This is a genomic window from Sulfitobacter sp. HI0040 (assembly GCF_001634885.1).
Classification (GTDB): Bacteria; Pseudomonadota; Alphaproteobacteria; order Rhodobacterales; family Rhodobacteraceae; genus Sulfitobacter.
Genome location: NZ_LWEX01000608.1, coordinates 1 through 22,184 on the forward strand (window position 1 = coordinate 1; position 22,184 = coordinate 22,184).

Genomic DNA, 22,184 nt, shown 5'->3' on the forward strand with positions numbered 1-22,184 from the left:
GGCGGCGGGCGTGCCCTGCGTGCTGGTCACCTTCGGCCCTGCGGGTGGCGATATGGCAGCCCTCGAACCCGAGGCGCTGCTCGATGATTTCAAGGACCTGCCCGACATCGTCGGACGCCTCATCGGACCCCCGGCGTGACAGAGCGTTTTACCGGCAGCTTCACGCAGCAGGAACCGATTCCCGAAGACGGTATCGCCGCGGCGCTGGAGGTGATGCGCAGCGGCAGGCTGCACCGATACAATACCGCCCCCGGCGAAACCGCCGAAACCGTTCTGCTCGAACAGGAATTCGCTGCGATGACGGGCGCGCGCTATTGTCTCGCCGTGGCCTCGGGGGGCTACGCCATGGGGACGGCCCTGCGCGCCCTCGGCATCGGGCCGGGCGATCCGGTGCTGACCAACGCCTTTACGCTCGCCCCGGTGCCCGGCGCCATCGCCGGGGTGGGTGCAAAACCCGTCTTTGTCGAGGTCACGCGTGATCTGGTAATCGATCTCGATGATTTGAAGGCCAAGGCCGGGCAGGCGAAGGTTCTGCTGCTCAGTCACATGCGCGGGCATCTGTGCGACATGAACGCACTCATGACGATCTGCGATGCCGCCGGAATCATGGTGATCGAGGATTGTGCCCATACCATGGGCGCGGGCTGGAACGGGGTGCCATCGGGGCGATACGGGCGGATCGGCTGCTTTTCCTGCCAGACCTACAAGCATGTGAACGCGGGCGAGGGCGGGTTGCTGGTGACCGACGATGCCGAAGCGGCTGCGCGCGCCATCGTCCTGTCCGGCTCCTACATGCTCTATGCCTCGCACAAGGCAGCTCCGCCGCCGGAGGCTTTTGATCGCATTCGGTACGAAACGCCCAATATCTCGGGCCGGATGGATAACCTGCGCGCCGCGATCCTGCGCCCGCAATTGCGCACGCTCGACCGTCAGCGGGAAAGGTGGAACCGGCGGTACCGTATCATCGAAGGCGGGCTGCGCGGCACACCCGGTCTGACCCTCGTCGAGCGCCCGGAGGCGGAGCAGTTCGTTGGATCGTCGATACAGTTTCTTTTGCCGGACTGGTCCGAAGGGCAGATCAGGGAGGTTCTGTCGCGCTGCGCGGCGCGGGGGGTGGAGCTGAAGTGGTTCGGTGCCGCCGAACCGCAGGGCTTTACCAGCCGGTATCAATCGTGGCGCTACGCCTCAACGCAGACGCTGGCGCAAAGCGATCTGGTGCTGAGTGGATTGCTGGACATGCGTATCCCGCTGACCTTCACGGCGGAAGATTGCGAACTTATCGCCCGGATCATCAGCGAAGAAGTCAGCGCGGCGTTCGAGGGTGAACGCCGCACAGATGGTTGATCATTCAGGTGGCCCCCGAGGGGGCGGGGCGTCAGAAGCGCAGTGTGCCATGCTCGCCCATGTCGGGCTTTTCATCCGTAAGATGGGCCTTCGCGATTTCATAGAGGAAATGCATGCTTCCACCGGTCGCCCAGACCTCGGCTTCGGTCAGGTCCATGCGGATCAGTTGCACATCACTGTCTTGCTTGCCGTCCTCGAACCATGCGCCCGCGACGCCGTTCCAGAGCTTGTCCAGCTGCGCCTTGTCGTCGGACTGCGTTACCCGGCCATCGATGCGGGCATAGAGGGATTCATCGTTGGAGGAGACCAGATATTCGGCGGAGGCCCCCGTCGCCGCGGCACGGGAAAGATCGGTGCCGTTCGCGGTGATGAACCACAGCACGTTCCGGCCGCTGTCTTCGCCAATGTAATGCGACATGGGCACCGCGCGCGAATCCTTGGTGGCCAGCATACCGGTGCGCGTATCCGCCAGGCGGTCCCAGAAGGTCTCTTTCAAACTGTCAGACATTGAATTGCTTTCCGTTCGCTAAATTTCGGTCACGGATGCAACCTTTGGGCTTACGGTTGGTTCCGTCGAACCGCCGCGCTTGACGCAGGGCGGGGGTTTGCGTAAATAATGAACAACCGTTCAATAAATGGGATCCGGCCCCGCAGGGCACCGGCGCCCACCCCGTGGGAGGAGTGTGGAATGTTCGACGCAAGCATGAAGTTCGATCTGGGCGAGGACGTGAACGCGCTGCGCGACATGGTTCACCGCTGGGCGCAGGAACGGGTGAAGCCGATGGCCGCCGAGATCGATTCCAGCAACGAGTTTCCCGCCGACCTCTGGACGGAGATGGGGGAACTGGGCCTGCTGGGGATGACGGTCGATGAAGAATTCGGCGGCACAGGCATGGGCTATGTAGCCCATGTGATCGCGGTGGAGGAACTGGCGCGCGCCTCTGCTTCCGTCTCGCTATCCTACGGCGCGCATTCCAACCTCTGCGTCAACCAGATCAGCCTCAACGGGAGCGAGGAGCAAAAGGCGAAGTACCTGCCCGCGCTCTGCGACGGAACCCATGTCGGCGCGCTCGCCATGTCCGAAGCGGGGGCCGGCAGCGACGTCGTTTCGATGAAGCTGAAGGCCGAAAAGCGCAATGATCATTATCGGCTGAACGGCAGTAAGTACTGGATCACCAATGCCCCCGATGCCGAGACCCTGGTGGTCTACGCCAAGACCGACCCGCACGCGGGCTCGAAAGGCATCACCGCCTTCCTGATCGAACGGTCGATGACCGGCTTTTCGACCAGCCCGCATTTCGACAAGCTTGGAATGCGCGGATCGAACACGGGCGAATTGATATTCGACGACGTGCAGGTGCCCTTCGAAAACGTGCTGGGCGAAGAGAACCGGGGCGTGGCGGTCCTGATGTCGGGCCTCGATTACGAGCGCGTGGTGCTCGCCGGGATCGGGCTTGGGATCATGGCCGCATGCCTTGACGAGGTGATGCCCTACATGGCCGAGCGCAAACAGTTTGGCCAGCCGATCGGCTCCTTCCAGCTGATGCAGGGGAAGATGGCGGACATGTATACCGCGATGAACTCCGCCCGCGCCTACGTCTACGAAGTCGCGAAGGCCTGCGACCGGGGCGACGTGACCCGGCAGGATGCGGCGGCCTGCTGTCTCTATGCCTCCGAACAGGCGATGGTGCAGGCGCATCAGGCGGTGCAGGCCATGGGCGGTGCGGGCTATCTGAACGACAACCCGGTCGGGCGCATCTTCCGCGATGCCAAGCTGATGGAAATCGGGGCGGGCACATCCGAGATCCGCCGCATGCTGGTGGGGCGCGAAATGCTGGCGACGATGGGGTGATGCGAGGCCGCGCCTACACCGGCGCTTTTCGCGCTGCCGCCGAACCCGTGAAACAATATGACGGGCCAACGGTTTGACATGATAGACCTTTGAACAGCACGGGGAGACATCATGGAAAAACTGATCGAACTTGAAGCCGAAGGCGGGGTGCTGCACGGCAGCCTGCCCTGGCTGATCGAGTTGCTGGAGGTCATAGCGGAGATCATCGATATTGCCGCCATCCTGCTGCTGCTCGTGGGGGCCACCCGCTTCATCGCGGGCGTTATCTTTGCAGAGATCGCACGGCAAGGTGCGGATCGGGTGCGACGTACCAACCGCGAGCGGATCGAGCTTGGCCGCTATATCCTCGCGGGGCTGGAGCTCTTCATCGTGTCGGATGTGATCCATACCGCGCTGAGCCTCAAGTTTTCCGACCTCCTCTTCCTTTTCATGCTCGTGATCATCCGCTCCATCACCTCATATTTCCTCGACCGTGAACTCGGTCAGCTCAAACAGGAGCTAGGCAATGACTGACTTTTCCAATCTCAAGGCGATTTACGTAAACACCTCCCTCAAGAAAACGCCGGGGGAAAGCCACACGCAACTGCTGATGAACGCCAGTGCCGACATCATGCGCAAACAGGGGGTCGCGGTCGAACATCTCTATCTGCTCGACCATCAGGTGCCCCCCGGCATCTACCCCGATATGACCGAACATGGCTGGGACCGCGACGACTGGCCCGAGCTGTGGAAGAAAGTGAACGCCGCCGATATCCTCATCATCGGGACGCCGATCTGGCTGGGGGAGGAAAGTTCCGTCTGCCGTGTGCTCATCGAGCGGCTCTATGCCATGTCGGGCGAGTTGAACGACAAGGGCCAGTCGGTCTTCTACAACAAGGTCGGCGGTACCATCGTGACGGGCAACGAGGATGGTATCAAACATGTGGCGATGACCACGGGCTTTGCCTTGAACCATCTGGGCTATTCTCTGCCGCCGCAGGCAGACGCGGGCTGGATCGGCGAGGCCGGGCCGGGACCTTCCTACGGCGACGAAAAGGACGATGGCAGCCGGGTGGGGTTCGACAACAGCTTTACCAAGCGCAACACGACCATCATGACATGGAACCTGATGCATCTTGCCGCCATGCTGAAAGCGGCGGGTGGTTACCCGAACGAAGGCAATGATCGCAACGCGATGGACGCGGGGCAGGATTTCGGTTTCGAAAACCCGGAGTATCGCAGCTAAATGCAGCTTCCGGGGCTTGATAACGCGCTGAATTGGGACATCCCCGAAAGGTTGAACATGGCAGCGCAATGTCTCGCTGGCCCGCCCGACGCGGTGGCGATCATCGACCTGCGCGAGGGGGAGCGCCATGACGTGACCCGGGCCGCCTTGGCAGAGCGGGTCGACGCCATCGCAGCGCATCTGCGCGAACGGGTCGAGCCCGGGGACCGGATCGGCGTTCTGCTGGGCCAGTCCCCGGACTGCGCGGCGGCGCATCTCGCAATCTGGAAGATCGGGGCGATCTCCGCCCCGCTTTTCCAACTGTTCGAGCGCGATGCTCTTGCCAGCCGGGTGACGGATGCGGGCTGCACGCTGGTGCTGACGGATGCACGCGGCGCGGGCTTGCTTGGCGATCTGGCGCCCGCGCTGCTCATGGATGATATCCCGACATGGAGGGGCGGCGCGCTGCCCTTCGCCGATACCGCCGCCGAGGATCCGGCGGTGCTCATCTACACCTCCGGCACTACAGGCACGCCCAAGGGGGCTTTGCACGCGCATCGGGTGCTGACGGGGCATCTGCCCGGCGTCTCGCTCAGCCACGATATTCTGGGCGAGGCGGGCGATTGTTTCTGGACCCCGGCGGACTGGGCATGGATCGGCGGGCTGTTCGATGTCGCTATGCCGGCCCTCGCGCTGGGCATCCCGGTGGTCTCGGCCCGGATGCCGAAATTTACGCCCGAAGGTTGCGCCGAGATCGTCGCGCGGGGCGGGGTGCGGAATGTCTTTTTCCCGCCCACGGCGCTGCGTATGCTGAAGGCCTCGGATACCGCGATCCCCGGGCTGCGGTCGGTCGCCAGCGGGGGCGAGCCCCTCGGGGCGGAGATGCTGGAGTGGGGCCGCCGCGCCTTTGGCCTTGATATCAACGAGTTCTATGGTCAGACCGAATGCAACATGGTCGCATCGAGCTGTGCGGCGCGCTTTGCAGGGCGTCCCGGGCATATCGGCAAGGCGGTGCCGGGCCATGAGGTGGCGGTGATCGATGACGCGGGCAAGCCGGTTGCGGGTGAAGGCGACGTCGCGGTGCGGCGCGGCTCTGCCTCCATGATGCTCAAGTATTGGAACAGGCCCGATGCCACCGCCGAGAAGTTCCGGGGCGATTGGCTCATCACCGGGGACCGGGGCGTGATGCAAGACGGCTACCTGCGCTTCGTGGGGCGGGAGGATGACGTGATCACCTCTGCCGGGTACCGGATCGGCCCGGCAGAGATCGAGGATTGCCTGCTGACCCATCCCGGTGTCGCCACGGTGGGCGTCGTCGGTAAACCCGATGCGCTGCGCACGGAGATCGTGAAAGCCTATGTGGTTCGCAAGGCCCATGATCGCACCGAGGCGGAAGAGTTGCAGAACTGGGTGCGTGACCGGCTGGCGCGCTATTCCTACCCGCGGGAAATCGAATTCGTGGATGCCCTGCCCATGACGGTAACGGGCAAGGTGATCCGCAAGGAACTGAAGGCGCGCGCGGCGCGCGAAGGCAAGGAAACGACATGAAGCTTACATCGCAGGCCCTTCCCGCGTCCGAGGCGTTCAAGGCGAATGAAATGGCGCATCTCAAGGCGCTGGCAGAGGTGCGCGAGGCGGCGGAAACCGCCGCGCTGGGGGGCGGTGAAAAGAGCCGCCAGCGGCATGAAAGCCGCGGCAAGATGCTGCCGCGCCAGCGGGTCGCCAACCTGCTCGATCCCGGCAGTCCGTTTCTCGAGATCGGGGCAACCGCGGCCCATGGGCTCTATGACGGGGCCGCACCGGCGGCGGGCGTCATCGCCGGCATCGGGCGCGTGCAGGGGCAGGAGGTGATGGTGGTCTGCAACGACGCCACCGTGAAGGGCGGCACCTATTACCCGATGACCGTGAAGAAGCACCTGCGCGCGCAGGAGATCGCCGAAGAGAACCATCTGCCCTGTATCTACCTGGTGGATTCGGGCGGGGCGAACCTGCCCAATCAGGATGAAGTCTTTCCCGACCGGGATCATTTCGGGCGCATCTTCTACAATCAGGCCCGGATGAGCGGGAAGGGCATCCCGCAGATCGCCGTGGTGATGGGCTCCTGCACCGCCGGGGGGGCCTATGTGCCTGCCATGTCCGATGTGACGATCATCGTGAAGGAGCAGGGGACCATCTTCCTCGCTGGTCCGCCGCTGGTGAAGGCCGCAACCGGGGAGGTCGTCAGCGCCGAGGATCTCGGCGGGGGCGATGTGCATACGCGCCTTTCAGGCGTGGCCGACTATCTGGCCGAGGACGACGCCCATGCGCTGGCGCTGGCGCGCCGAGCCGTGGGATCGCTCAACCGCGCAAAGCCGCGCACGGTGGTTTGGGAAACGCCGGAAGAGCCGGCCTATGACCCCGCCGAGATGCTGGGTGTCGTGCCCGCCGACCTGCGGACCCCCTACGACATCCGCGAAGTCATTGCCCGCCTTGTGGATGGCAGCCGCTTCGACGAGTTCAAGCCGCGTTTTGGCGAGACATTGGTCACGGGCTTTGCGCATCTGAAGGGATGCCCCATCGGGATCGTCGCGAACAACGGGGTGCTCTTTTCCGAAGCGGCGCAAAAGGGCGCGCATTTCGTCGAGCTTTGCAGCCAGCGCCATATCCCGCTGGTGTTCCTGCAGAACATCACCGGCTTCATGGTGGGGCGGAAGTACGAGAACGAGGGCATCGCGCGGCATGGCGCCAAGATGGTCACCGCCGTGGCCTCGACCAATGTGCCCAAGATCACCATGCTTGTGGGCGGCTCCTTCGGGGCGGGCAACTACGGCATGGCGGGGCGCGCCTACAGCCCGCGTTTCATGTGGACATGGCCCAACAGCCGCATATCCGTCATGGGCGGCGCGCAGGCGGCGGGCGTCTTGGCGACCGTCAAGCGCGATGCCATCGAACGCGGCGGCGGCAGCTGGACCGAGGAAGAGGAAACCGCCTTCAAACAGCCCACCATCGACATGTTCGAGGAACAATCCCATCCGCTTTATGCCAGTGCCCGCCTCTGGGACGATGGTATCGTGGACCCCCGTCTCAGCCGCGACGTGCTGGCGCTGTCGCTTTCCGCCAGCCTGAACGCCCCCATCGGAGAGACACGCTTTGGCGTGTTCCGCATGTGATGGGTCAGGTCTGCGACAGGGGGCCAGCCCCCGCCGCCGCGCTGCGGCGCCTCCCCCGGGATTTGGGGCCATTTGGAAGCAAGGACATACGGAAGGCCGAAGTTGATGTTTGACACGATCCTGATTGCGAACCGGGGCGAGATCGCCTGCCGGGTGATCGAAACGGCGCGGGCCATGGGGCTGCGCTGCGTGGCCGTCTATTCGGATGCGGACGTGGGCGCGAAGCATGTGCAGATGGCGGACCGGGCGGTGCACATCGGCGGCTCCGCCCCCGGAGAGAGCTACCTGAGGGGCGACGCCATCGTGCAGGCGGCGCGGGACACAGGCGCGCAGGCGATCCATCCGGGCTACGGTTTCCTGTCCGAGAACCCCGACTTCGTGGAGGCGGTGGAGGCCGCCGGGCTGGTCTTCATCGGGCCCTCGGCCAAAGCGATCCGTGCCATGGGGCTGAAGGATGCGGCCAAGGCGCTGATGGTCGAGGCGGGTGTGCCGGTCGTGCCGGGTTACCACGGTGCCGATCAGGATGACGCGCTGCTCGCGCGGGAGGCCGAGGACATCGGCTATCCGGTCCTGATCAAGGCGGTGGCTGGCGGCGGCGGCAAGGGCATGCGGCTGGTCGAGAAGCCGGGCGATTTCGACAAGGCCCTGGCATCGGCCCGGTCCGAGGCAAAGGCGGCCTTTGGCAATGCTGATGTTCTGGTCGAGAAATTCGTGAGCAAACCGCGCCACATCGAGGTGCAGATTTTCGGCGACGGTACCCGCGCCGTGCATCTCTTCGAGCGGGATTGCTCGCTGCAGCGGCGCCACCAGAAGGTCATCGAGGAGGCCCCCGCGCCGGGTATGACCGAAGAGATGCGCGCCGCCATGGGGCAGGCGGCTGTCCGCGCGGCGGAAGCCATCGGCTATGCCGGTGCGGGTACGGTGGAATTCATCGTCGACAGTTCCGACGGGCTGCGGCCCGACGGGTTCTTCTTCATGGAGATGAACACACGCCTGCAGGTGGAGCACCCGGTGACCGAGATGATCACCGGTGTGGACCTTGTGGAATGGCAGTTGCGGGTCGCCGCGGGTGAGCCGCTGCCTGTTGCGCAGGATGATCTGCGGATCACGGGCCATGCCTTCGAGGCGCGTCTATATGCCGAGGATGTGCCCAAGGGCTTCTTGCCCGCGACCGGCAGGCTCAGCCATCTTTCCTTTCCCGCCATGGCGCGGGCGGACAGCGGGGTCCGGGCAGGGGATACGATCAGCCCGTTTTACGATCCGATGATCGCGAAGGTCATCGTGCATGGCCCGAACCGGGATATGGCGCTGGCGCGGCTGCGCGCGGCCCTCGCGGGTACGCAGGTGGGGGGCACGGTGACGAACCTTGCCTTTCTGGGGGCGCTGGCCGCGCATGAAGGCTTTGCCGCGGGCGATGTGGATACCGGGCTGATCGCGCGCGACATCGATGACCTGACCCGCCCCCCCGGGGTGGAGCCGCGGCATAAGGCGCTGGCTGGGATGGCGGCGCTGGACCTGCTTGCGCCAGACCCCGATGCGGGTTTCCACCTTTGGCAGCCGCTGCGGCGGCGGGTCGAGTTGCGGCAGGGCGACGAGAGTTTCGAGCTGAAGGTGCGGGTGCTGGACGCGGATACTCAGGTCTGGTCCATCGGCGAGAGAGAGGTCGAGGCGCGGCGGCTGCACGGACGCTGGCGCATCGGTGGGCATCCGGCGGCGGAGGTCGCGGTTGCGGACGGCGTTGTGACGGTGTTTGATGGCTACGGTCTGGCCTTCGACATTGTCGATCCGCTGGACCGCGCGGCGGGTGCCCAGGGTGACGGCAACGTCATCGAGGCGCCGATGCCGGGACTGGTGCGCGCGGTGGAGGCCGAGGTTGGGCAGAAGGTTTCCAAGGGGGACCGGCTGGCCGTGTTGGAGGCGATGAAGATGGAACATTCCCTGCTGGCTGCGCGGGACGGCATCATTGCCGAAGTGCTGGCGGCGCCCGGCGATCAGGTGGAGGCGGGCGCGGCGCTCGTCCGGCTCGAAGCCGAAGCGGAAGACGCCGCATGATCACCTTGCACCATTGCCCCCAGACCCGCTCCATGCGGACGCTCTGGCTGCTCAACGAGCTTGAAGACGTCGAATTTCAGGTCAAGCTGCATGCTTTCGACAAGAGCCTGCGTGACCCGGAGTACCTGACGCTTTCCCCCGCGGGCCGCGTGCCCGCGCTGGAGATCGACGGTGAGCGCATGTTCGAAACCGGGGCGATCACCGAATACCTCTGCGAACGGTTCAGTCCCGAAAGGCTGGGGCGGATGCCGGGGAGTATCAATCGCATGGCCTGGCTGGTCTGGGTCCATTTCGCAGAGACGATCAGCCAGCACGCGGCTGCCCTGACCCAGCAGCACATTGCGTTGCGCGACGATTCCATGCGCAGCCCCATCGTGATGAAGCTGGAGGCGGCGCGGATCGCGAAATGCTATGATGCGCTGGAAGCGCGGCTGAGCACACCGGTCGAGAACCGCGATTACATGCTGACCAGCGGGTTTTCGGCTGCCGATATCTCGGTAGGGCAGGCGGTCTATATGGCGCGCCATTTCGTGAAGCTGGACGATCATCCCAGCGTTGCCGAATGGTACGAACGCATCACCGATCGCCCCGCTTTCCAGAAGTCGCTGCCTGATGAGCAGCGCCTTTACGAAAAGGATTTCTACCCACCCTGGCCGGTGGAATGACCCGGCGCGGTCAGGCGCTGGGCGGCAGATTGATCAGCAGCGAGGGGAGGCGGGCATGAGCCTAGGACCATGTGAAATCTTCGAGGTGGGCCCGCGCGACGGCCTGCAGAACGAGGCGCGGCCCATTCCTGTGGAGGAGAAGGTCGCGCTAGTCGACCGGCTGAGCGAGGCGGGCTTCAACCGCATCGAATGCGCGAGTTTCGTGAGCCCCAAGTGGGTGCCGCAAATGGTCGGCTCCGCCGAGGTGCTGGCCGGTATCAAACGCCGCGACGGCGTGCGCTATGCGGCCCTTGCACCCAACATGCGCGGGTTCGAGGATGCCCGGGCTGCAGGAGCGGACGAAGTGGCGGTCTTCGCCTCCGCTTCCGAAGGGTTCAGCCGCAAGAACATCAACGCCAGCGTCGAAGAGGCCTTCGAGCGGTTCGCGCCCATACTCGAAGAGGCGCGGCATCTGGACATTCCCGTGCGGGGCTATGTGTCTTGCGTGATCGAATGCCCCTATGACGGGCCGGTGGCGCCCGCGCAGGTCGCGGCGGTGGCCGACCGGCTCTTTGCCATGGGCTGCTACGAGATCTCGCTGGGCGATACCATCGGGGCGGGCACGCCGGACAGGATCGCGCGGATGCTGCTGACGGTGCGCGATGTCGTTCCCGTGGGGCGGCTGGCCGGGCATTACCATGACACCCACGGTCGGGCGCTTAGCAATATCGATACCTCGCTGTCGCTGGGCGTACGGGTCTTCGACGCGGCAGTGGGCGGTCTTGGCGGATGCCCATATGCTCCCGGGGCCGCCGGAAACGTGGCCACGGAGGCGGTGAACAAACATCTCACGGCGCTGGGGTACGAAACCGGGCTGGATCAGGACGCGATCCTTGATGCCGCCCGCATGGCGCGCGACATGCGCGGCGACTGAAGCCGGTATCGCCACCCACAGGAGGATTTATGTACGATACGCTGCAACTGCGCACCGACGACCGGGGCGTTGCGACGCTGACGCTGAACAAGCCCGAAAAGCACAATGCCATGTCCGCCGAGATGATGGCCGAATTGACCGATGCGGCGCGGCGGCTGGGGCAGGACGATGCGGTTCGCGTGCTTGTCCTCACTGGAGCGGGAAAATCATTCTGCGCCGGGGCGGATCTGGGCTGGATGCGGGCACAGCGCGACATGGATGCGAAAACGCGGTCTGGCGAAGCACTGAAGCTGGCGCGGATGCTCGATGCGCTCAACACTTTGCCGAAACCCCTGGTGGGGCGCGTGCAGGGCAATGCCTTCGGCGGCGGCGTGGGGATGGCATCTGTCTGTGATGTCGCCATTGGGGTGGATAGCCTCAGGATGGGGTTCACCGAAACACGGCTGGGGATCATCCCCGCGACGATCGGGCCTTATGTCCTTGCCCGCATGGGGGAGGGGCGCGCGCGCCGGGTCTTCATGTCGGCGCGGCTGTTCGATGCCGCCGAAGCCGTCGATTTGGGGCTGCTTTCCCGCTGCGTGCCAGAGGCTGAACTCGACGCCGCGGTCGAGCGTGAGGTCGTGCCCTATCTGTCCTGCGCGCCCGGTGCGGTGGCCGCCGCGAAGGCGCTCGCCCGGGGGCTGGGACCGGTGATCGACGACAAGGTGATCGAGCGTACGGTTTCGGCCCTTGCCGCGCGCTGGGAAACCGATGAGGCCGCCGAAGGGATCGATGCTTTCTTCGAGAAACGAAAGCCAGAATGGCAGTGACAAAAACTTGGTGACTTTGCCGCATCTATCCTTATAGTGAGACTTTAGGTGCCAAAATGGCGAATTTCATCAGGGGCAGGTCGTGGAGTATCACCAACACACGTTTGACTGCCCCGGGATGGGGAAACCGGCCCCCCGCCCCATGAAGGGCTCTGCTAACGCTATCACAAGTATGTGTCGGCATGTAGATCGGGGGCATCGCCACGGAAAGAAGGCTGATAATCTGCAGATCCGGAACAAGGATGCTTTCCGCGCCGACCTTGCCGAAAAGTATGTCAGGGCGGGAGGTTTTCAAGGTCTGACGCCCTTGCCATCTGGAAGAGAAGCGGGGTGAGCGTTGTTGCGCGGCGGCCGCGGGCCGTCTTTTACGAGTGTTGACGAGGTAGAGATCGGTCCCAATGCAACTGCATAAGCTACATCAGGATGCGCATTCCCGCGCTGTGGAACACGTCACCCTACGTATGGACTGGCTGAGGACGGGGAACGTCGAGATGCTGGCGCGTCACTGTGCGGTGCCGCTGGCCATATATTCAGACGAATCCATTGCCGTGATCCAGCACCGCGACGATCTGGAAGCCATGTACAGCCGGCTCTGCGAAACGGTCTTCGCGCTTGGCCCGACGGAGGTGAAGCAGAACATCGTGCATGTGTGCCGGCTGCGTCAGGCCCGGGTGGCGATTGAGTTGCAGCGCACATGGTCGCCCCGTTTTGGTCCTCCGCTGCGCGAATCTCTCGTATACCGGATGCGGGTGGCGCCTGCCGGGGGCTGGGTCTCTGTCGAGATGGTGGAAATCCTGCGGATCGGTACGCACAGGCACCCCGATCCGCTGTCCTGAGCGGGCTTTCACGCGACCTTTGAAAACCGGCGCAGGGGGGTACGCCACCCGGTTGCCACGGCCTTCCCCGGGCGCGCTCGCATCGCTGCGGCGGAGTAGCCCAATGCGCTTGGCTTCGGTTGACCCTGCCGGACGGCAGGGATAAACCCGAAAGCAAGTGAAAGCGGGGCTGTGGGCTCCGTCTTACCCGAAAAGGAGCCTCCCTTGGACGACATGCTGCGGGAATATCTTCCGATCCTCGTCTTCCTTGCCGTCGCGATCGGTCTGGGCCTTGTTCTGATCCTTGCCGCCGTGGTCATCGCGGTGCGCAACCCGGACCCGGAAAAGGTCTCGGCCTATGAATGCGGGTTCAACGCCTTTGACGACGCGCGGATGAAGTTCGACGTGCGGTTCTACCTCGTGTCGATCCTGTTCATCATCTTCGATCTGGAAATCGCGTTCTTGTTTCCATGGGCGGTCGCTTTCAAGGACATGAGCATGATCGGCTTCTGGTCGATGATGGTCTTCCTCGCCGTGCTGACCGCGGGCTTCGCCTATGAATGGAAGAAGGGGGCGCTGGAATGGCAGTGACCGACACCTATACCCCGGCCACCGCCGGGATGGACCGGGACGTGGCAACCCAGAACCTGAATGCGGAGCTTCAGGACAAGGGGTTTCTGCTGACCTCGACCGAAGACATCATCAACTGGGCACGCACCGGTTCGCTGCACTGGATGACCTTCGGGCTCGCCTGCTGCGCGGTGGAGATGATGCACACCTCCATGCCGCGCTATGACCTCGAACGCTTCGGCACCGCGCCGCGCGCCAGCCCGCGCCAGTCGGACCTGATGATCGTCGCGGGCACGCTCACCAACAAGATGGCCCCCGCGCTGCGCAAGGTCTATGACCAGATGCCCGAGCCGCGCTACGTGATCTCCATGGGATCCTGCGCCAACGGCGGCGGATATTATCACTACAGCTATTCGGTGGTGCGCGGCTGCGACCGGATCGTGCCGGTGGACGTCTATGTGCCGGGTTGCCCGCCCACCGCGGAAGCGCTGCTTTACGGCATTCTTCAGCTGCAGAAGAAGATGCGCCGTACCGGAACGATCGTGCGATGAACGCAGGCTGGATCAGGGAGATCCCTACATGAGTGAACAGCTTCAGGAATTGGGCGCCTATATCGAGGCGAAGCGCCCCGACTGCGTGCTCGGCTGGGATGTGCGCCACGGCGAATTGAACCTAAACGTCACCCTCGGCAACATCGCCGGGCTCGTCGAATTCCTCAAGGGCGATGCGACCTGCCGGTTTTCCACGCTGGTGGACATCACGGCGGTGGATCACATCGGGCGGGCAAAGCGGTTCGACGTGGTCTATCACCTGCTCAGCATGTACCAGAACCACCGCATCCGCCTGCGGGTCGCCGTGCGGGAAAAGGATATGGTGCCCTCGCTGGTGAACGTGCATCCTTCGGCCAACTGGTTCGAACGGGAAGTCTTCGACATGTTCGGCATCCTCTTTTCCGGTCACCCGGACCTGCGCCGCATCCTGACGGACTATGGTTTTCGCGGCTTTCCGCTGCGCAAGGATTTCCCGACCACCGGCTATACCGAGGTGCGCTACGACGAGGCGGAGAAGCGCGTCGTTTACGAACCCGTCTCGCTGGTGCAGGAATATCGGCAGTTCGATTTCATGTCGCCCTGGGAAGGGGCGGACTATATCCTGCCGGGTGATGACAAATCGGCGCCCGACGGGCATGTTTCCAAACCGGGAGACAAGTAATGGGCTTTTTCGGCTGGCTGATCCTGTCGGCGCTTTTCATCATTCCGATGCTGAAGCTGCTGCCGCATTTCGGAATTCACAAATACTGGGCCTTTGCCTGCCTCGTGCCCTTCGGAACACTGGCGCTGGTTTGGTGGATGAGCATGCGGCTGCAAGAGTTGGAGCGTAGGTGATGGACGGTAGCAAAGGTTTCGAAGACGCCCTGACCGGCGAACAGAAGATCCGCAACTTCAACATCAACTTCGGCCCCCAACACCCTGCCGCGCATGGTGTTCTTCGACTGGTGCTGGAGCTTGACGGCGAAATCGTCGAACGCTGCGATCCGCATATCGGCCTGCTGCACCGCGGGACCGAGAAGCTGATGGAAAGCCGGACCTACCTGCAGAACCTGCCCTATTTCGACCGGCTCGACTACGTCGCCCCGATGAACCAGGAACACGCTTGGTGCCTCGCGATCGAGAAGCTGACCGGCGTCGAGGTGCCGCGCCGCGCGTCGCTCATTCGGGTGCTCTACTCCGAGATCGGGCGCATCCTGTCGCATCTGCTGAACGTGACCACGCAGGCCATGGACGTGGGCGCGCTGACCCCGCCGCTCTGGGGGTTCGAGGAACGCGAAAAGCTGATGATCTTCTATGAGCGGGCCTGCGGTGCGCGTCTGCACGCGGCCTATTTCCGGCCCGGCGGCGTCCATCAGGATCTGCCCGACGCGCTGATCGACGACATCGAGGCATGGTGCAAACAGTTCCCCGAGGTGCTTGACGACATCGACGGGCTGCTGACGGAAAACCGTATCTTCAAGCAGCGCAACGTCGATATCGGCGTCGTCTCCGAGCAGGACATTCAGGAATGGGGCTTTTCCGGCGTGATGGTGCGCGGTTCCGGCCTCGCATGGGATTTGCGGCGCGCGCAGCCCTATGAATGTTACGACGAGTTCGATTTCCAGATCCCCGTCGGCAAGAACGGCGACTGCTACGACCGCTATCTCGTCCGCATGGAAGAGATGCGCCAGTCCGTGCGGATCATGGAACAGGCCATCGTCAAACTGCGCGAACCCGAAGGTCGGGGCGATATCCTTGCAAGGGGCAAGATCACGCCGCCGTCGCGCACCGCAATGAAGACCGACATGGAAAGCCTGATCCACCACTTCAAACTCTACACAGAGGGCTTCCACGTGCCCGAGGGAGAGGTCTATTGCGCGGTGGAAGCGCCAAAGGGCGAATTCGGCGTCTATCTCGTCGCCGATGGCACCAACAAGCCCTATCGCGCCAAGCTGCGCGCGCCGGGATATCTGCACCTGCAGGCGATCGATCACATTTCCAAGGGCCACCAGCTTGCGGATGTGGCGGCGATCATCGGCACTATGGACGTTGTTTTCGGGGAGATCGATCGATGAATGCCGCACGCATAATCACGCTCACGGGGCTGGCCAGCCTTGCGCTGCCGCTGCCGCTCGCGGCGCAGGAAACCTCCGAAGCGGCGCTGTTTACCGTGCTCGCGCGGGAAGGCTGCATCGTGTCGGAACGCGGCATGAACGAAGTTCTGGCCCCTGAAGGCTTCGATTTCCGCTTTGTCAGCGACACGCTGACCCAGTTGCTGGCCGACGGCGAGGCGTCGATGAACGCCGACAATGAAATGCATCTGCCCGCCTCGGTCTGCCCGCCCGCGGAACCCGCGCCCTCGCCGCGCGACGTGCTGCTTCGGACCTTTGCCGAAAACGATTGTTCGGTGGATGAGGCGCGGCTTGCCGAACTGGCGCCCGACCTGTCGGATGCGGCCAAGGTGGCCGTGCTTTTGCCGATGTTCGAAGACGGCACGCTGACCGTTACCGGCAGGACGGCGACGCTCGCCGAAGACGCCTGCACACCGACCGAATAGTAGGACAGACATGCTCCGCCGACTGCACCCCGAACAGCCCGAAAGCTTTGCCTTCACGCCCGACAATCAGGCCTGGGCCGAAGCACAGATGACGAAATACCCCGAGGGCCGTCAGGCCAGCGCCATCATTCCGCTGCTCTGGCGCGCGCAGGAACAGGAAGGCTGGCTGTCCCGCCCGGCCATCGAACATGTGAGCGAAATGCTCGGCATGGCCTATATCCGCGGGCTCGAGGTCGCGACCTTCTATTTCATGTTCCAGCTTCAGCCCGTGGGCAGCGTGGCGCATGTTCAGGTCTGCGGCACCACGTCCTGCATGATCTGCGGGGCCGAGGACCTGATCGGCGTCTGCAAGGAACGTATCGCGCCGCGGGCGCATGAACTTTCCGCCGATGGCAAGTTCAGCTGGGAAGAGGTCGAATGCCTCGGGGCCTGCTCCAATGCGCCCATGGCGCAGATCGGCAAGGATTATTACGAGGATCTGACGGCGGAACGTCTGGGCGAGATCATCGATGAAATGGCCGCGGGCGACGTGCCTGTGCCGGGCCCGCAGAATGGCCGCTATGCGTCCGAACCCGCCGCCGGGTTGACCAGCCTGAAAGACCATGCCGAAGGCCGCCCCGAATACAACGCCTCTGCCGATCTGGCGGTGAGCATCGGCGACACGATCAAGCGCATCGACGGAACCGAAGTGCCCCTGACCACGCCATGGCAGGACAATGGCGTGGACGAGGATGCAGATGGCGTCGCCCCGCGCGACGATCTGATGGCCCCCTCGGGCCCCGACGGCGCACAGGGTGGCAGGACAGAGGCCGAAGCCCCCGCGCCGCGCGATGTGGGCGACAGTTCAGACAAATATTCCGAAGCCGAGGGCGAAGCGCCAAACGTCGAAGCCACCGGTCGCCCAGATGAAGGCAGCGTCGCACCGCCCGAAAAGAACACTGGTGTGGGGGCGGAATCCGGCCACCCCGCGCCTGAGGCGACCCCCTCGGCCAAGGACGCCGATCCCGGCACGAGGCCCGTGGCGCTGTCGACGGCGCGCGACGCCGGGGCGGATGACCTCAAGAAGATCAAGGGCATCGGTCCTAAAGTCGAAAAGACGCTGAACGACATGGGCATCTATCATTACGACCAGATCGCGGGCTGGAGCCCCGAAGAGGTCGCCTGGGTCGATCAGAACCTCAAGGGTTTCAAAGGGCGCGCGAGCCGTGATGCATGGGTGGCCCAAGCGGGCGGCCTCGTGTCCGGTTCGAAGGATAAATGAACAGGCGGTAGGAGAGACGGAAGCAAGCGCAGTACCACATCCACCGCCGCGACCTGAACCAAGGGGGACGACACGGACATGAATACATCATCCACGAAAGAGGCCTGCACCCGCCGGTGCTGGTGGACCGGCGCTGCCGTCGGCGTGATCGTTGCCATCCTATGTCTCATCGGGGGCTGGGGCTGGCTGGGTGCCATTCTTGTCGGCCTGATCCTCTGGGCGATCGTCGGTTTCGGCCTGTCCAAGGTCCTGTGTTCCGGCACGGAAGACGAAAACCCCTTCGGCAGCAGCGCCGAAGAGCGCCGCGCCGCCGCCCGGCAGCGCGACAGCGGGGCTGACATCGCCTCCGCCTCGCTCGCGGGTGGGGCAGGGGCCACTGTTGCCAGCCCCGATCCCCAGCCCGAGGCGGAGCCCAATGAAAGCGGCACGACCTCTGCCGTTGAATTCGTCGACGAAACGCCGGACCGTGCGGAGCCTGCCGCTTCGGCAGAGGAGTTGGATCAGGCAGCGCCCGTGGAAAGCCCCCCGGCAAAATCCGACGCCGCCGCGCCTGCGGGAAAGCCCGTCAATGGCGTGGTTCCCGACGCGGATGACGTGAAGGCAGAGAGCGACGCGCCCTTCAAGGTGCGCCCCTCCAAGCCGCTGCAGGGGCAGGCGGAACTGGCCGCCCGGAAGGGATCGTGGAAATACGATCCGGCGGCAGGTGGTGCCGCCACGGCTGCGCCCGTCGCGGATTCGACTGCAGAGGTTTCGGAGGAAATGCCCTCGGACGCTGATGGTGAGGGTAAGGCACCGGTCACATTGGACGCGCCGCGCGGCGGGTCTGCCGACGATCTGCAGCGCATCGGGGGTGTCGGCCCCAAGATGGAACAGACGCTCAACGATCTGGGCTTCTATCACTACGATCAGATTGCCGACTGGACGGAGGAGGAGATCGACTGGGTCGATTCCCGTCTGAGGTTCAAGGGCCGTATCCGCCGTGACGACTGGGTGGGTCAGGCCAGCGCGCTCGCCAAGGCCACTCAGGGCTGACACGACAGGCAATCGCGGTGGAAGACAGGAACGCAGACAGGGCGCTCGCGCGCAAGGGCCAGACGGCGGCCGCGGTAATCGCGGGCACCATGCTGCTGTGGCTCGCGGCCCAATGGGCCGCCCCCGCCATGGGGTTGCCCGGGCGCTATGCCTTCCTGTTCGATCTCGCCGCGCTCGCGGCCCTTTTCTGGGCCATGGTGGTGATTTTTCAGATGTGGCAGGCCCGGCGGGCCGGCCGAAAGACTTCCGGTCCCACGGGCCGAGACAACCGAGGGTAGCTTCATGCTTCAGGACCAAGACCGCATCTTCACCAATATCTACGGCATGGCCGACCGCAGCCTGAAGGGCGCGCAGCAGCGGGGCCATTGGGATGGTACCGCGGGCATCATCCAGAAAGGCCGCGACTGGATCGTGGATCAGATGAAGGCCTCCGGCCTGCGGGGCCGGGGTGGTGCTGGCTTCCCCACGGGTCTGAAATGGTCCTTCATGCCCAAGGAAAGCGACGGGCGGCCCGCCTATCTGGTGGTCAACGCCGACGAATCCGAACCGGGTACCTGCAAGGACCGCGAGATCATGCGCCATGATCCGCACACGCTGATCGAAGGCTGCCTCATCGCCTCTTTCGCGATGAACGCCCATGCGTGCTATATCTACATCCGCGGTGAATACATCCGCGAGCGCGAGGCGCTGCAGCGCGCTATCGACGAAGCCTATGACGCGGGCCTTCTGGGCAAGAACGCCGCCGGTTCCGGCTGGGATTTCGACCTCTATGTCGCCCATGGCGCGGGGGCCTATATCTGCGGCGAGGAAACCGCCCTGCTGGAATCGCTCGAAGGCAAGAAGGGCATGCCCCGGATGAAGCCGCCGTTCCCCGCCGGTGCGGGCCTTTATGGCTGCCCGACGACGGTGAACAACGTCGAATCCATCGCGGTGGTGCCAACGATCCTGCGTCGTGGCCCGGAATGGTTCGCAGGCTTCGGGCGCCCCAACAACGCGGGCACCAAGCTCTTTGCCATTTCAGGCCATGTAAACAACCCCTGCGTGGTCGAAGAGGCCATGTCGATCACCTTCGAGGAGCTGATCGAGACTCACTGTGGGGGCATCCGGGGCGGTTGGGACAACCTGAAGGCCGTGATCCCCGGCGGATCCTCCGTGCCGCTGATCCCCGGCAAGGACATGCGCGAAGCGATCATGGATTTCGACTACCTGCGCGAACAGCGTTCCGGGCTCGGCACTGCGGCTGTCATCGTGATGGATAATTCCACCGATATCATCAAGGCGATCTGGCGGTTGTCGAAATTCTACAAGCATGAATCCTGCGGTCAGTGCACCCCCTGCCGGGAAGGCACCGGCTGGATGATGCGCGTGATGGACCGCCTTGTGACCGGTGATGCGGAGCCCGAGGAAATCGACATGCTGCTGGACGTGACCAAGCAGGTCGAAGGCCACACGATCTGCGCACTTGGCGATGCGGCGGCATGGCCCATTCAGGGTCTCATCCGGCATTTCCGGGACGAGATCGAGGATCGCATCAAGCACAAGCGCACGGGCCGTGTCAGCGCGGTCGCGGCGGAGTGATCCGTGGCCGCGGCCGATCCCGCATCAGCCTCTGTCGGCGCCGCGTTTGAACTGGCGCTGACGGCCCATGGCGGCCAGACGGACCGCGCGGGGCAGCTCTATATCGGCCATGTGGCGCGGGTCACCGCGCGAATGACGGAGGACGCCGACCGGATCGTCGCGCTGTTGCACGACACGGTGGAGGATACCGACGTCACGCTGGAGCGCATCCGCGAGACCTTTGGCGACAGCACCGCGCGTTCGGTCGATTGCCTGACGCATCGGCCCGAGGAAAGCGTGGAAAGCTACATGGCGCGGGTCAATACCGATGCCTGCGCGCGCCGCGTGAAACAGGCCGATCTCGACGACAATGCCGATCCACGCCGCCTGCTGATGCTCGATGACAAGACACGTGACCGGCTCTTGCAGAAATACGCCAATATGCAGGCCCTGTTGCGCACCGATGACACGGGGCAGGACGCATGAACAGGCGCTGCCGCGCGGCCCTAGAGGCGCATCCGGTCAAACCGGTGCGTCTTGACCATTGGCGCGACAATGGCGATAGCGAAACCGCGCCCTGCCGGTCTGTCCGGACGGGGCATCGAAATATCGCGCGGTACCGCGCGGCCCCTCTATCGGAGTGATGCGATGACCCGGACAATCCTGATCGTGACCGCCCTTGCCCTGGCGGCGGGTTGCACCAGCGCCGAGGACCGGGTCCTGTTCGACGGCTATTACTTCCCCACCAAGGTCCGCAAGGTCGACGGCCAGCGCGACCACATCACGATCGAGGTCAGGGACGCCGCCCGATCCATCGAGGGCGCGCGCGAAGCGGGCCGTTACGCGGCGGTATCCTATTGCGTCGGCACCTATGGCTCTTCCGACATCCAGTGGATCGCGGGACCGGACACACTGCCCGAAAGGCTGCGGCTGGTGGACGGGTCCCTGCGGCTCGAAGGAATCTGCCCGCAGTGATGCGAAAGGCGACATATTGCCATCAGGCGCCTGCTATCGGGAGTGTTATTGTATTTCCGAAGGCCCAAACCCCATGTCCGACGGGGGGAACAGAACCCCGTCACATGAGGAGAGCGATATGAAACGCATGATGATCACCGCCGCCGTCGGACTGGCCCTGCTGGCAGCACCCGTTGCGGCAAAACCGCCCCTGCGCGACGTGCCCGCCATCGACGACGCGCTGCTGGACCTCGGCATCGCGGACCGTATCCGCAAGAACTGCCCCGACATCAGCGCCCGCATGCTGACCGCGATCGGCTATCTCTACGGGCTGAAGGACAAGGCCCGCGATCTGGGCTACTCCGACGCGGAGATCGAGGCCTATGTCGACAGCGATGCGGAAAAGGCGCGGATGAAGGCCCGCGGGGCTGCATTTTTCAAGGCGCGGGGGGTCGATACTTCGGACCCGCAAAGCTATTGTGCGCTCGGACGCGCAGAGATTCAAAAATCGAGCCGGATCGGTTCTCTATTGAAGGCGAAGTGAGCATATGAGCGACATCCGCAAGATCATCATCGACGGCAAGGAAGTCGAGGTCGAGGGCGCGATGACCCTGATCCAGGCGTGCGAGGAGGCGGGGGTCGAAATTCCCCGTTTCTGCTACCACGAACGTCTGTCGATCGCGGGCAACTGCCGGATGTGTCTTGTGGAAGTCGTCGGCGGGCCGCCCAAGCCCGCCGCTTCCTGCGCCATGCAGGTGCGTGACCTGCGGCCCGGCCCCGAAGGCCAGCCGCCGGTGGTGAAAACCAATTCCCCGATGGTCAAGAAGGCCCGCGAAGGGGTGATGGAATTCCTGCTCATCAACCACCCCTTGGATTGCCCGATCTGCGATCAGGGCGGTGAATGCGACCTGCAGGATCAG

26 protein-coding genes and 1 pseudogene are annotated in these 22,184 nt (G+C 64.1%); 26 read left to right on the forward strand and 1 reads right to left on the reverse strand.

What is annotated here, in order from left to right:
• Together A3728_RS21760 and A3728_RS21765 are read left to right on the forward strand one after the other, a co-directional pair.
• A pseudogene (locus tag A3728_RS21760) lies at positions 1-139 on the forward strand (haloacid dehalogenase); the annotation flags it as partial.
• Positions 136-1,344 carry a DegT/DnrJ/EryC1/StrS family aminotransferase gene (locus A3728_RS21765; RefSeq protein ID WP_067928744.1) on the forward strand — a complete coding sequence of 403 codons (1,209 nt, stop codon included), beginning with the start codon at positions 136-138 and terminating at the stop codon, positions 1,342-1,344. The pseudogene A3728_RS21760 and the gene A3728_RS21765, both read left to right, overlap by 4 nt.
• A gap of 31 nt (positions 1,345-1,375) precedes the next feature.
• Here A3728_RS21765 and A3728_RS21770 read toward each other — a convergent pair whose 3' ends face one another.
• Entirely contained in the window at positions 1,376-1,852 is a 477-nt protein-coding gene (locus A3728_RS21770) for a pyridoxamine 5'-phosphate oxidase family protein (protein ID WP_067928746.1), read from the reverse strand.
• A 180-nt stretch (positions 1,853-2,032) separates the two neighbouring features.
• Here A3728_RS21770 and A3728_RS21775 point away from each other — a divergent pair, with 180 nt between their 5' ends.
• The 24 genes from A3728_RS21775 to A3728_RS21890 form a co-directional block, all read left to right on the forward strand.
• Positions 2,033-3,196, forward strand: coding sequence for an isovaleryl-CoA dehydrogenase (locus A3728_RS21775; protein ID WP_067928748.1), 1,164 nt, complete (start codon positions 2,033-2,035; stop codon positions 3,194-3,196).
• Positions 3,197-3,307: 111 nt separating this feature from the next.
• Positions 3,308-3,709, forward strand: coding sequence for a DUF1622 domain-containing protein (locus A3728_RS21780; protein ID WP_067928750.1), 402 nt, complete (start codon positions 3,308-3,310; stop codon positions 3,707-3,709).
• Positions 3,702-4,421, forward strand: a complete 720-nt coding sequence (locus A3728_RS21785; RefSeq protein WP_067928753.1) for a flavodoxin family protein — start codon at positions 3,702-3,704, stop codon at positions 4,419-4,421. The genes A3728_RS21780 and A3728_RS21785 overlap by 8 nt, the downstream gene beginning before the upstream one ends.
• A gap of 57 nt (positions 4,422-4,478) precedes the next feature.
• Positions 4,479-5,948 (forward strand): AMP-binding protein, encoded by a 1,470-nt coding sequence (locus A3728_RS21790; protein ID WP_443069030.1) that lies wholly within the window; start codon positions 4,479-4,481, stop codon positions 5,946-5,948.
• A complete protein-coding gene (locus A3728_RS21795) occupies positions 5,945-7,549 on the forward strand; it encodes a carboxyl transferase domain-containing protein (RefSeq protein WP_067928757.1) in 1,605 nt (534 codons plus the stop codon). Before A3728_RS21790 ends, A3728_RS21795 begins: the two co-directional genes overlap by 4 nt.
• Positions 7,550-7,654: 105 nt before the next feature.
• Positions 7,655-9,601, forward strand: coding sequence for an acetyl/propionyl/methylcrotonyl-CoA carboxylase subunit alpha (locus tag A3728_RS21800; RefSeq protein WP_067928759.1), 1,947 nt, complete (start codon positions 7,655-7,657; stop codon positions 9,599-9,601).
• A complete protein-coding gene (locus A3728_RS21805) occupies positions 9,598-10,266 on the forward strand; it encodes a glutathione S-transferase family protein (RefSeq protein WP_067928761.1) in 669 nt (222 codons plus the stop codon). The genes A3728_RS21800 and A3728_RS21805 overlap by 4 nt, the downstream gene beginning before the upstream one ends.
• 55 nt (positions 10,267-10,321) lie before the next feature.
• The gene (locus A3728_RS21810; protein ID WP_067928764.1) at positions 10,322-11,179 is read left to right on the forward strand and encodes a hydroxymethylglutaryl-CoA lyase; all 858 of its coding nucleotides are present in this window, start codon (positions 10,322-10,324) and stop codon (positions 11,177-11,179) included.
• A 29-nt stretch (positions 11,180-11,208) separates the two neighbouring features.
• Positions 11,209-11,988, forward strand: a complete 780-nt coding sequence (locus A3728_RS21815) for a crotonase/enoyl-CoA hydratase family protein (protein WP_067928766.1) — start codon at positions 11,209-11,211, stop codon at positions 11,986-11,988.
• Positions 11,989-12,386: 398 nt separating this feature from the next.
• A complete protein-coding gene (locus A3728_RS21825; RefSeq protein ID WP_150120951.1) occupies positions 12,387-12,824 on the forward strand; it encodes a hypothetical protein in 438 nt (145 codons plus the stop codon).
• Between the two features lie 204 nt (positions 12,825-13,028).
• On the forward strand, positions 13,029-13,394 hold the full coding sequence (locus tag A3728_RS21830; protein ID WP_067928773.1) for an NADH-quinone oxidoreductase subunit A: 366 nt from the start codon (positions 13,029-13,031) through the stop codon (positions 13,392-13,394).
• Positions 13,385-13,924 (forward strand): NuoB/complex I 20 kDa subunit family protein, encoded by a 540-nt coding sequence (locus tag A3728_RS21835; RefSeq protein WP_067928775.1) that lies wholly within the window; start codon positions 13,385-13,387, stop codon positions 13,922-13,924. The genes A3728_RS21830 and A3728_RS21835 overlap by 10 nt, the downstream gene beginning before the upstream one ends.
• A gap of 28 nt (positions 13,925-13,952) precedes the next feature.
• Positions 13,953-14,585, forward strand: coding sequence for an NADH-quinone oxidoreductase subunit C (locus A3728_RS21840; protein WP_067928777.1), 633 nt, complete (start codon positions 13,953-13,955; stop codon positions 14,583-14,585).
• Positions 14,585-14,758, forward strand: a complete 174-nt coding sequence (locus A3728_RS23555) for a hypothetical protein (RefSeq protein ID WP_201722116.1) — start codon at positions 14,585-14,587, stop codon at positions 14,756-14,758. The genes A3728_RS21840 and A3728_RS23555 overlap by 1 nt, the downstream gene beginning before the upstream one ends.
• A complete protein-coding gene (locus A3728_RS21845) occupies positions 14,758-15,978 on the forward strand; it encodes an NADH-quinone oxidoreductase subunit D (RefSeq protein WP_067928779.1) in 1,221 nt (406 codons plus the stop codon). Before A3728_RS23555 ends, A3728_RS21845 begins: the two co-directional genes overlap by 1 nt.
• Positions 15,975-16,460: a hypothetical protein gene (locus A3728_RS21850; protein ID WP_067928781.1), complete on the forward strand. Its 486-nt coding sequence runs from the start codon at positions 15,975-15,977 to the stop codon at positions 16,458-16,460. The genes A3728_RS21845 and A3728_RS21850 overlap by 4 nt, the downstream gene beginning before the upstream one ends.
• A 10-nt stretch (positions 16,461-16,470) precedes the next feature.
• The gene (locus A3728_RS21855) at positions 16,471-17,721 is read left to right on the forward strand and encodes an NADH-quinone oxidoreductase subunit E (RefSeq protein WP_067928783.1); all 1,251 of its coding nucleotides are present in this window, start codon (positions 16,471-16,473) and stop codon (positions 17,719-17,721) included.
• 78 nt (positions 17,722-17,799) lie between these two features.
• The gene (locus A3728_RS23560; protein ID WP_067928785.1) at positions 17,800-18,753 is read left to right on the forward strand and encodes a hypothetical protein; all 954 of its coding nucleotides are present in this window, start codon (positions 17,800-17,802) and stop codon (positions 18,751-18,753) included.
• 17 nt (positions 18,754-18,770) lie between these two features.
• A complete protein-coding gene (locus A3728_RS21865) occupies positions 18,771-19,031 on the forward strand; it encodes a DUF5337 family protein (RefSeq protein ID WP_067928787.1) in 261 nt (86 codons plus the stop codon).
• 4 nt (positions 19,032-19,035) lie between these two features.
• Positions 19,036-20,331 (forward strand): NADH-quinone oxidoreductase subunit NuoF, encoded by a 1,296-nt coding sequence (nuoF, locus tag A3728_RS21870; RefSeq protein WP_067928789.1) that lies wholly within the window; start codon positions 19,036-19,038, stop codon positions 20,329-20,331.
• Positions 20,332-20,334: 3 nt separating this feature from the next.
• Positions 20,335-20,796: an HD domain-containing protein gene (locus tag A3728_RS21875; RefSeq protein WP_067928791.1), complete on the forward strand. Its 462-nt coding sequence runs from the start codon at positions 20,335-20,337 to the stop codon at positions 20,794-20,796.
• A 162-nt stretch (positions 20,797-20,958) separates the two neighbouring features.
• Positions 20,959-21,285 carry a hypothetical protein gene (locus A3728_RS21880; RefSeq protein ID WP_067928793.1) on the forward strand — a complete coding sequence of 109 codons (327 nt, stop codon included), beginning with the start codon at positions 20,959-20,961 and terminating at the stop codon, positions 21,283-21,285.
• 118 nt (positions 21,286-21,403) lie between these two features.
• Complete coding sequence (locus A3728_RS21885) at positions 21,404-21,808, forward strand: DUF5333 domain-containing protein (protein ID WP_067928796.1); 405 nt, start codon at positions 21,404-21,406, stop codon at positions 21,806-21,808.
• Between the two features lie 4 nt (positions 21,809-21,812).
• A partial coding sequence (locus tag A3728_RS21890) for a 2Fe-2S iron-sulfur cluster-binding protein (RefSeq protein ID WP_150120952.1) occupies positions 21,813-22,184 on the forward strand: 372 nt, incomplete at its 3' end.